Annotated in this window: 9 protein-coding genes and 1 pseudogene; 1 reads left to right on the top strand and 9 read right to left on the bottom strand. The window is 59.6% G+C overall.

Annotated elements, in window-relative coordinates; all coding sequences use genetic code 11:
• Positions 1 to 100 precede the first annotated feature (100 nt).
• Positions 101 to 280 (top strand): annotated as a pseudogene (locus JOE39_RS06880) (IS66 family transposase); the annotation flags it as partial.
• Between the two features lie 154 nt (positions 281 to 434).
• Here the strand turns inward: JOE39_RS06880 and JOE39_RS06875 are convergent.
• The 9 genes from JOE39_RS06875 to JOE39_RS06835 form a co-directional block, all read right to left on the bottom strand.
• Positions 435 to 1,061, bottom strand: coding sequence for a LysE family translocator (locus JOE39_RS06875; RefSeq protein ID WP_024648421.1), 627 nt, complete (start codon positions 1,059 to 1,061; stop codon positions 435 to 437).
• A 199-nt stretch (positions 1,062 to 1,260) separates the two neighbouring features.
• Positions 1,261 to 2,622 (bottom strand): PAS domain-containing methyl-accepting chemotaxis protein, encoded by a 1,362-nt coding sequence (locus JOE39_RS26470; RefSeq protein ID WP_074907813.1) that lies wholly within the window; start codon positions 2,620 to 2,622, stop codon positions 1,261 to 1,263.
• 102 nt (positions 2,623 to 2,724) lie between these two features.
• Positions 2,725 to 3,369 (bottom strand): RraA family protein, encoded by a 645-nt coding sequence (locus tag JOE39_RS06865; protein WP_004404478.1) that lies wholly within the window; start codon positions 3,367 to 3,369, stop codon positions 2,725 to 2,727.
• Positions 3,360 to 4,139 carry an IucA/IucC family C-terminal-domain containing protein gene (locus tag JOE39_RS06860; protein WP_003420535.1) on the bottom strand — a complete coding sequence of 260 codons (780 nt, stop codon included), beginning with the start codon at positions 4,137 to 4,139 and terminating at the stop codon, positions 3,360 to 3,362. The genes JOE39_RS06865 and JOE39_RS06860 overlap by 10 nt, the downstream gene beginning before the upstream one ends.
• Positions 4,136 to 4,927 carry an ABC transporter ATP-binding protein gene (locus JOE39_RS06855; protein ID WP_003318733.1) on the bottom strand — a complete coding sequence of 264 codons (792 nt, stop codon included), beginning with the start codon at positions 4,925 to 4,927 and terminating at the stop codon, positions 4,136 to 4,138. Before JOE39_RS06855 ends, JOE39_RS06860 begins: the two co-directional genes overlap by 4 nt.
• 10 nt (positions 4,928 to 4,937) lie before the next feature.
• Entirely contained in the window at positions 4,938 to 5,969 is a 1,032-nt protein-coding gene (locus tag JOE39_RS06850) for an iron ABC transporter permease (protein ID WP_004404487.1), read from the bottom strand.
• Positions 5,962 to 6,951: an iron ABC transporter permease gene (locus tag JOE39_RS06845; protein WP_003420543.1), complete on the bottom strand. Its 990-nt coding sequence runs from the start codon at positions 6,949 to 6,951 to the stop codon at positions 5,962 to 5,964. The genes JOE39_RS06850 and JOE39_RS06845 overlap by 8 nt, the downstream gene beginning before the upstream one ends.
• Entirely contained in the window at positions 6,948 to 7,853 is a 906-nt protein-coding gene (locus JOE39_RS06840) for an iron-siderophore ABC transporter substrate-binding protein (RefSeq protein ID WP_057445672.1), read from the bottom strand. Before JOE39_RS06840 ends, JOE39_RS06845 begins: the two co-directional genes overlap by 4 nt.
• Positions 7,843 to 9,726: an IucA/IucC family protein gene (locus JOE39_RS06835; protein WP_004404490.1), complete on the bottom strand. Its 1,884-nt coding sequence runs from the start codon at positions 9,724 to 9,726 to the stop codon at positions 7,843 to 7,845. The genes JOE39_RS06840 and JOE39_RS06835 overlap by 11 nt, the downstream gene beginning before the upstream one ends.

The following is a 9,726-nucleotide window of genomic DNA, read 5'->3' as shown; positions in this document are numbered from 1 at the left end:
ATGCTTATATCTGAATCAGGCACCTTACCCGGCCGATGGATTCCGCTCGGCCGCCTTCGAGACCTGATCTGGGCGCGGTGCTTCGGTGGCAGCGCAACACGTTGTACCGGTCAAACGCTGTGGTAAACGCAAAACCCTGTTGGCTGAATTGCTACGTATCGAAGTCATCCACGAACTACCCGAGCACGAACTGACCTGCGGTTGCCGCAAGCATTTCATTGGCAAGCAGTTGGACATCGTGCGGATGCAAATCCGTGTGATCAAAAACATCCGCAAAGCCTAAGGGGGCCGGGGTTGCGATGAGTATCTGGTTTACGGCCGGGGCCCTATGCAGTTTCTATACATAAAATGGCTGTACTGATTTTTATCCATTCACACCTGAGGTGCAGCAGCCGACAGCTAATGCCGACTATTAGCCACTGTCCATCGTGCGATCATTGTGGGCGAAAGCGAAGAAGCAGAACACCGAAGCCTGCAAAGAGCACCCCGGTAAAACGATCGAACGCTCGGCGCATAGCAGGGCGAGTTAAATATCGGCGGAGTTGAGTTCCGCCTAGCGCATACGCCATGTACCAGAACATCTCGCACGCAGCAAAAGTCATAACCAGAATAATGAGCTGGGTCATTTGCGGCTGGCTGGGAACAATGAACTGAGGCAGGAATGCAGCTGCGAAGAGCAGGAGTTTAGGGTTTCCAAATCCTACAATGAGTCCGTTGATGAACACGCGCCAGCTCGACACCGCTGGGCTCGACACAGGTGCGTCTTGTGGTGATTGCGCTGAACCGCGCCATGCCTTGTAGCCCAGCCAGAAAAGGTAAGCTACGCCGAGATAACGTAGCGCTTCAAATGCTCTTGGGGATGCGGCAAGCAGCGCGCCAAGACCGGCAGCCGAAATACTGAGTACCGCAACAACAGCAACCAGGCAGCCGATCATCGCGGGAATACTTCTTGCGAAACCTAACGAAACGGCTCTGGAAAGCACATGCAACATATTAGGCCCCGGCGTCCCTGACAGCAGGAAAACAGTAACCGCAAATACCCACCACGTGTGCCAGTTCATAGCGTCTCTCTTACGTGCCACGAAGTGTTCAAAGAGTGTTTTCTAATGGATCCTCTGTCTCGGCCAGATTGTTGATTCTGGCCAAGGCTGCCATTCATCCTACCGGATAGCTCAGTTGGAGGTCGCGGAAAAATTTCGTCCTCCTGTCGCGACCTCCGATTCAAACGCCTCGCCTGAGTCGACTCGACTGCTCACGCACTTAGCTGGAGCGCTGGTCCACAAATCGGCTGACGGCCCGCACTACAGTGTTTGCACCGTGCTGGATTTCCTGAATCACACGGTCTGCGTCGTTGGCCAATACCAGCGCCTCGGACGCCTGTTCGGTACTGCGCACAATCACGCCCACTGCATCTGAGGCCAGGCTTTGGTTGGTCTTCACGACGCTTACAATTTCTTCCGCCGCTTTTGTCGTGCGAGAGGCCAACTGGCGCACCTCATCGGCCACCACTGCGAAGCCCCTGCCCTGTTCGCCGGCCCTGGCGGCCTCAATCGCTGCGTTCAACGCGAGCAGGTTGGTTTGTTCGGCGATGCCGCTGATGGTTTTGATGATTGTTCCAATCACCTGACTTTGTGAGTCCAGTGCTTCGATGCCTCGTGTGGCTTCTTCCATTGAAATGGTCAGTTGGCCGAGCATCTGCAGCGTGTCCTTGATGACTTTGCGGCCTTGCTGTGCGCTGCTGTCAGTATCGATAGAAGTTTGATACGCCATTTCAGATGCTTCAGCGACGGCTTTCTCGCGCTCAACCTGTTCAGTGATAACCGTTGCGAACTTGGCAATTTTATAGAGTTTGCCGTTGGCGTCGGTAATAGGGTTGTAAGACGCTTCCAGCCATACATCACGACCACCTTTGTCAATTCGGCGGAAACGATCGACGATAAACTCCCCCCGACGCAGTCTTTCCCAGAATCGGGTATATGCGTCAGAGGCAGACTCTTCAGGCACGCAAAACATCTTGTGATGTTTGCCCTTTATCTGATTCAACTCGTACCCCATCGCCCTCAGAAAGTTGTCATTGGCGCCGATGACAATGCCATCGAGGGTGAAATCGATAACGGCGGTGGAGCGTTGCAGTGCATTGACCAGCGCCTCGTTCTCGCGAGAGGCTTCAATCGTTCGCGTCAGAACACTCGAGTACAGGGTGATCTGTTCGACGCCGCCGGTTTCATTTTTATAGGGTACGACCACGGTTCTCAGCCACACCCTGGACCCGGTCTTGCTGACCAGGCGCAACGTACCGCTGAAGTGCTTGCCGTCTCGAATCGCGGTCAATGCGCGCTTCTGGTGAACGTCACCGTTCAGTTCCGGCGGGCTCAGATCAGACAGGTTGCGTCCGACGAGCTCTGCTTGTGCATAGCTCATCTCCGTCTCGAACAACGCGTTGACGGTCTGTATTTTGCCCGTGCCATCCAGCACGACGGCAACTGTCTCCAGATTGAGGATTTGCCCTGCTTGCTCAAGCATGGCGAGGCGGCGCTCCAATGCCTTATTGGTGTTTTTCAAATGCGAATTGAACATTGCGGCTATCCGGGACAGTTTGGGTTTCCAATCTGCATCGGTCATGGAATCGCAATCTTGAGCAGGGCTAGCAAACTTAATACATAAAAGACGCGCCTATTGTCTAATTGTGGATATAGGATCCAAATATTAAACATCGTGTCAACGCTAACTTCCGAGTTCAGGCTGGCGCCCATTCAGTCTGTCGATAAGTTCTTCCCTTCTTTTTCGGTCCGCACTCTCCTTGCCCAGCAACTCGGGTAACAGTTCGTTCGCCTGTTGCGGACTCAGGATAAATACTCCGTCATCATCCCCGACTGCAATGTCCCCAGGCCTCACCTCCACGCCGCCTATATGGATCAGTCCATTGAGCTCGCCGCTTTCCCCGAGAGTGCGCGTTGTCATTGCGCTGACTCCCCGGCTGAACACGGGAAGACGATGTTCGCGCAAGGCGGCAACGTCGGTGACTGCGCCCGAGACGATGACGCCGGCAAGCCCCTTGATGAGCCCGGCCAGGGTGCGCAGTTCGCCCCAGCAGGCGCAATGCTCGTCGCCGACACATTCGATCACCAGTACATCGCCTGGCAGGCTGTTCAGCAGTGCATCGCGCAAAATGCTGCCGTCGGGCAGTTGCAGTTTGACCGTGACAACGTTGCCAACCAGTCTGGCACCCTCGAACAGCGGTCTGATCCCGCGCAGGTAACCCGCGTCGGTGAGGTGGCCGATGGTCGACGCGGCAATGTCACGGTATTGCTCTATGACGGCGTCGCTGAGTTGTTGCTGGCGGTGTGCAATCTGCTTGTTCATCGACATTTTTTGGGCCTCAGTAACGGACAGGTCGAGCAATACTCGACGGGGTTGCTGGCGTCGTAATAAAAGCAGCAGGTGCGCCGAAAACGGATGCTTTTGCCTTCGGCTTCCAGCACAACCGGCGGACGGCGGAAGTGTTTGAGCGGGTTGTAGGTCAGGCCGAACAGCGTGGGATCGGCCTGGTGCAGCAGCCAGTCGAAATCGGCTTCACAGCGCTGCCGGATCGCCGGGTCTTCAACCTTGTCCATGCGCTTGTCGTACAGCGAATACACGCGTACTGCGGTGTTTTCCCACAGAATGCGTCGGGAAATGCCAGTGACACGGTTGAAAGTTTCCCACAGCGGCTGAAGCAGGTCGCGGAACAAAGTGGTGGCGATCTGATCACGCCATGCTTCGCGAGCACCCGGCTCATAACCCACTGGCGTTGTATCGAGCAAAGGCATTGACGAGGTCCAAAGGCCATCATCATGCGCGTATTCGATCACGCTGTTGTCCAGCGACAGGGTCAGGCCCTTGTCGTAGACCGACATCGCGTACAGGCAGGCACCGGTGCTCAAGAAAGAAATGCGCTTGGCCAGCAGTGATGCGGTGATTGCCTGTGTCGGAGAACCGATCACCGGCCCCAACACGCCAAGCAATTGCTCGCAGACTGCGTCGTCCAGCAGCGCGCGGGCCGATAGCGAGCGCGGATCGTGCTCACCTGCCGGCCTGAGCCGCAGCGCCTCGGACAGCAACGCCCATTCAGATTCGCTGAACGCCTGCGCCAGACTCATTGCGGCAGTTCCCTGCCAAAGGGGATGCACAGCGGCGTACCAAAGAATGGATCGGCGATGATCCGGCAGTTGAGGCCGAAGACCTGCTTGACCAGCGCCTCGCTGAGGATATCGGCCGGACGCCCTTGGGCAAAGGCGCTGCGTTCGTGGACGGCAACCATGTGATCGGCGTAACGGCAGGCCAGATTCAGGTCATGCAGGACCATCACGATGGTCTTGCCCTCTTGCCGATTCAGGTCGCGCAACAGATCCAGCACTTCGATCTGATGAGCCAGATCGAGAAAGGTCGTCGGTTCGTCCAGCAATACAATGTCGGTATCCTGCGCCAGGGTCATGGCGATCCATGCGCGCTGACGCTGGCCGCCTGACAGGGCATCGACGGGTCTGTCGGCCAGGTCCTGCATGCCGGTTTGCGCCAGAGCCCGTGCGACCATGGCTTCATCCTCGGCGGACCATTGCTGCATCCAGTTCTGATACGGATAACGCCCCAGCGCCACCAGTTGCCGCACGCTTATGCCTTCCGGTGCGCTGGGCATTTGCGGCAGAATCGCCAGTTCACGCGCGACGGTCGCAGTGGACTTCTGGTGAATGTCGGCACCGTTGAGCACGACGGTGCCCTGCTGGGGTTTGAGCAGGCGCGCCAAGGATTTTAGCAAGGTGCTTTTGCCGCAACCGTTACTGCCGATCAGCACGGTCACCTGGCCTGCGGGTAACTGCAGATCAAGACTGTCGATGATCACCTGCCGCTGGTAACTCAGGGTCAGGTCGTGGGTTGCGATTGACGCCATCCGTAATTCCTTAGTGCCGCTGGTTGATCAATAGGTACAGAAAAAAAGGTGTGCCCAGCACCGCGACAAAAATCCCTGCGGGCAGATCCAGCGGCAGGAACAGCGTGCGTCCGGCCAGATCGGCAAGCATCACCAGATTGGCACCGATCAACGCCGCCATCAGCGCCTGACCGACGAACCCCGGCGGCATCAGGCGTTTGGCGATATGAGGCGCAATCAGCCCGACAAAGGCAATCGCCCCACCCCAGGCGACCGCCAGCCCGGCCAGCGCGACGCTCACCAGCAGCAACCCCGCGCGCAGCCATTGCACGCGCACGCCGATGCCCTGGGCCAGCGCGTCATCCAGTTGCTGCATGCGCACCTGACGCGCGAGCAGCGCCAGCAGCGGCAACGTCAACAATAGCCAGCCGGCCAGTGCGCGGGGCTCCGGCCAACTGGCACCATACACGCTCCCGGTCAGCCAGACATAAGCCGACAAGGTGGTGGTCAACGGGCTGAACACCAGAATGAACGTGGTCACCGCAGCCAGCAGAGCCGACACCCCTACCCCGATCAACACCATGCGCAAGGGTGAAGCGCCCTGATTCCAGGCCAGCAGATAAATGACCAGTGCCGCGAGGCCTGCGCCAGAGATCGCCGCCAGGGGCAGAAACTGCGCGCCCAGTGCAGCCGAGAAGAATGACAGGTACAACACGGCGGCGGCGCTGGCACCGCTGGTGATGCCTAACAGATCCGGTGAGGCCAGCGGGTTGCGAATGATGCTTTGCAGGATCAGTCCGGACACCGCCAGGGCCGCGCCGACCAGGGCGGCCAGGGCCAGCCGGGGCATGCGCAGTTGTTCGACGATAAAGACCAGGCTGGCATCCGCCTGACCGGTAAAAACACTCAGCAGGGTCGCTGGCGTCAGATTGATCTTGCCCAAGGCCAGCGAGCTCAGTGCGACCAGCAGCGTCAGCGCCAGGCCCGTCAGCAAGCGCGTCAATGCTGTCAGGCTGAGCTGCCGGGAAAAGCGCCTGTAGCGCACGGTGAAATGCTTATCCATAGCGTGCGCCCCGCCGAACCAGTGCAATGAAGAACGGCGCACCGAACAGCGCAGTCATCACACCCACCGGGACTTCCTGAGGGACAATCACGACTCGCGCCAGCGTGTCGGCCAGCAGCAAAAGGGTCGCGCCCAGCACTGCGCAGCCGGGTAGCAGCCAGCGATGGTCGATGGACAGCGTCTTGCGCACCATGTGTGGCACCAGCAGACCGATGAAGCCGATACTGCCCGCCAGCGCCACGGCGCTGCCTGCCAGGGCAATGATCACCACGCTCATCATCAGGCGAATCAGCCCCGTACGCTGGCCCAGCGCCGTCGCGATGGCTTCCCCGGTGTTGAGCACGTTGACCTGCCCCGCCAGCACCAGCGCGCCGACAAGCCCCATGACCACGCAGACGAGCAACGGCGCGGCGGTGCTCAGTTCGCGCTCCGACAACGAGCCGGCCAGCCAGAACAGCACGGTGTCCAGACCGTCCTGATTGACCACCAGCAAGGCCTGACTGAATGCGGTAAACAAGGCAGTGATCGCTGCGCCGGCCAACACGATGCGCAATGGATTGAGGCTGCCCTGCCCCCGGTTGCCGATGACCCAGACAATCGTGCCCGCCACCGCAGCGCCGATGAACGCGCACCACAGCCATTGGCTCATGGACGACAGTGCAAGCAGCGACGAACAGGCGATGATGGCAAACGTCGCGCCGGCATTGATGCCGAACAGGCCAGGCGACGCCAGCGGATTGCGCGTCAGCGCCTGCATCAGCGCCCCGGCAACCGCCAGACTAGAGCCCACTGCGACGGCCATCAGGGTGCGTGTCAGCCGTGTGTCGAGCAGCACGTGCTCGATAGCGCTCAGCGCATCAGCCTGCCAGACGCTTCGCACAATGGCAGCGGGCGATATCCAGGTGGCCCCGGTGGCCAGACTCAATCCCATGCACGCTACCAGTATCAACAGCCCCAGGCCCAGTTTTACCGCAGCCGTCATGAGGCGCTATCCGCCAGGGCCACGCGGGCGATCTCATCGAGCATGCGATTGGCGCCCAGAATGCCGCCGGACAAACTCCAGGCCACGGCATCAACGCGCCATACCTGGTGGTCCCGTACTGCACGCAACTGTTGCCAGAACGGGTTCTGTACCAGCTTGTCGTAGGTGTGCTGCGCGGCGTTGCTGTCCGCGCGCTGAAAGACGAAGAACAGGTCGGCATCGACCACAGGCAAACTCTCTTTACTGCTGAGTTTAAGGGACACGCCCGTGGCTTCGCGGGCCGCGGGCGTCCAGGCAAAGCCCAGTTCACTGAGCACCGAGCCGGCAAAGCTGGCCGGCAGATAGCTACGGATATGGTCTTCGCGAATGTCGAGCACCGACACGGTGATTGGCCAGCGTCGGGCGAACTTCGCCTGCAACTGGCCACGCAGCGCTGCCACACGCTGTTGCCATTGCCCGAGCAGGTCCATGGCCAGCTGTTGACGTTGCAGGGCCGCGCCCATCATTGCCAGGGTGCGCTTGAACTCGAACACCTCTTCGAGCATCAGCACCGTGCCGATCTGCTCCAGCAACGGCGCGATGCGTTGATGGCGAAAGCGTGAGGCGACGATCAGGTCCGGCTTGAGCAGCACGATATCTTCCAGGCTCGGCTGGGTTTCCAGGCCCACATGCGGTACCGCCGCCAGCGCCGGGCGCAGGTAGCGATACATTGGTTTTTCGCTCCATGAATCCACCACGCCGCAAGGCGTTACGCCAAGGGCTACGGCAGTGTCGGACGCCCCCTGAAACAGGGTGATAACGCGTAGCGGCGCTGCCCGGGCAATGCCAGGCAGCGCCAGTAACCCCAGCGAAAGGCGCAACACTGTGCGCCGCGAAGGATGCAGGGTTCGGTCAGGTTGCACGGCGCAACCTGTGGAACGGGTTGACCACTTCACCCTTGCCGAACGGCATGCTGCCCGGACCGCCCGCGCGCTCGATCATAGGCGTCAGCAGAAGTTTCTGCGGCCAGTTGGGGGCTTCGAACAGTTGTTGCCTGATCATGCCACGCGCCTCGTCGTCAAATTCGATGGTTGTGATCAGATTATCCAGAACATCGCGCAATACGGTCCACAGCGCAGTGACCGGTACGTCATACACTTGCGCCAGAGTATCCATGATTGCCCGCACGTTTACCTGAATACCCAGCGTCTGCAGCCAGAACAGCAAGTCCTCGGGGCGGTCATGATAAAGCGTATTGGCATGCCCTTTCTTGATTCGATACTCCGGGTCGTGCATGCCGTTGCGCTCCAGCCAGGGCACGAAAATACGCAACGAGTCGTGGTCACGCAACAGCAGCCCTTGAGCCTGTCCGGCTTTCCAGACCATGACCGCGTTCTGACCATGCACTTCGCCGAGCATGCCCAGGCGGAACATACGCAGGTTGATGTCAAAGAAACTGTGGCTCAACTCGCGAAACAGTGTCAGTACCGAAGCCTGATTGCGCGGCAGGTCGCGGTAGTCCATCCACTCGTCGAAGAAATGCCGATTGCTCCCCGGTAGCGGTGTACCCAGCGCCGCCATGGGCAGCAGGCGGCACTCCGGATCATCGAGCAACGCGGCCGGATAGCCGCGCACCATGGCCGAAAGATGCCGAGGTCCTTCGTCGAACAGCGTGGCTTGTGGCGGCATGAATGCCCACCATTTGCGTTCGTCGCACAAGTGCAGCGAACGGCTCAGGGTTTCATCTTTGTCGACCACCTGACGCAGCAGTTTTTCGCTAAGCCCGCCGTTGATCATTTTGACCGCTGGCAGATAGCGCGAAGCGCCGAGCGAATAAATCGCCATGGGCAGCTTCAGGTAGTCAGCGCTGTTGAAGCACGGTGTCATCGAACGCAGCGACGAAGTGGCATGCACCTGCGCCTGATTGAAATCAAGCTGCTGGCAATCGCCCTTGGCGAACGCATCGCCCAGCTGGACCTGCAAGACATGCTCGAACTGCCACGGGTGAACCGGCAGCGCAACATGGCTGCCGGCAATGCCACGCGCCTGCATCTCCCGGTCAAGCTCTGCTTGCAGGTTCTCGGGCAGCAGATAGCGTGCCGGAAAGGATGCATTCAAGTCCTCCACGCCGTCGCCGCATTGCAGCAAGGTCTTGTCGACGGCCACCCAGTTCAGCGCTACCGGCCGGGCGAACTCGGCCTGGTACTGTAGGTATTCCTGTTCGTTCAAGCCTTGTTTGGCCTTGGCTAGCGGGTGATAAGGGCGATCACGCAGCGACGCCCACTGCTCCATGGTTCTGAAGAAGGTTGCGCCGTCCTGAGCCATCAGGTTCTGCTCGTCGACCTTGTGGTCCAGCGACAGCGCGGTCTGCCAGACACTGATGCGCAACACATCGAGAAACAGCGCGATACCCTTTTCGTTGTCCTGACGCTCGCTGTCCTGAAGCAGCGTCGCCTTGCCGGCGAACACCCACTTCATGAAGTCTTCCGGCGACAACTGCGTCCAGCGCTCGTCCTGTCGGCCCAGTACCGGGGTGCCGGGCACTTTTTCCCATTGCTGGGTGATGCCGGGGCGCAACGCGATGCTGATGAAGCGTTGCTCCGAATCATCGCAGCACCACTCCCAGATTTGCTGCGCGCTGCCCTGCTCTACCAGTTGCGGAGCCTGCGGGTGGCGCAGCTGCCATTGGCTGCTGTCCTGCAGGCGCAATGGCTCGCGACCAAAGAAGTCCTCAGCCAGCAGGCAATCGACCAAATCCTGCATGACCAGGTCAGCGGCGAGTGAAGTGAAGTTCAT

This window comes from Pseudomonas sp. PvP100, from assembly GCF_017833055.1.
Lineage (GTDB): Bacteria > Pseudomonadota > Gammaproteobacteria > Pseudomonadales > Pseudomonadaceae > Aquipseudomonas > Aquipseudomonas syringae.
This window is presented reverse-complemented; position numbering and strand designations above follow the sequence as displayed.

Coding starts and splice junctions, on each gene's coding strand:
- JOE39_RS06850 (WP_004404487.1), bottom strand. CDS start 5,969: ATGGATAAGCATTTCACCGTGCGCTACAGGCGCTTTTCCCGGCAGCTC.
- JOE39_RS26470 (WP_074907813.1), bottom strand. CDS start 2,622: ATGACCGATGCAGATTGGAAACCCAAACTGTCCCGGATAGCCGCAATG.
- JOE39_RS06860 (WP_003420535.1), bottom strand. CDS start 4,139: ATGAGTCTGGCGCAGGCGTTCAGCGAATCTGAATGGGCGTTGCTGTCC.
- JOE39_RS06865 (WP_004404478.1), bottom strand. CDS start 3,369: ATGTCGATGAACAAGCAGATTGCACACCGCCAGCAACAACTCAGCGAC.
- JOE39_RS06875 (WP_024648421.1), bottom strand. CDS start 1,061: ATGAACTGGCACACGTGGTGGGTATTTGCGGTTACTGTTTTCCTGCTG.
- JOE39_RS06855 (WP_003318733.1), bottom strand. CDS start 4,927: ATGGCGTCAATCGCAACCCACGACCTGACCCTGAGTTACCAGCGGCAG.
- JOE39_RS06835 (WP_004404490.1), bottom strand. CDS start 9,726: ATGAACTTCACTTCACTCGCCGCTGACCTGGTCATGCAGGATTTGGTC.
- JOE39_RS06845 (WP_003420543.1), bottom strand. CDS start 6,951: ATGACGGCTGCGGTAAAACTGGGCCTGGGGCTGTTGATACTGGTAGCG.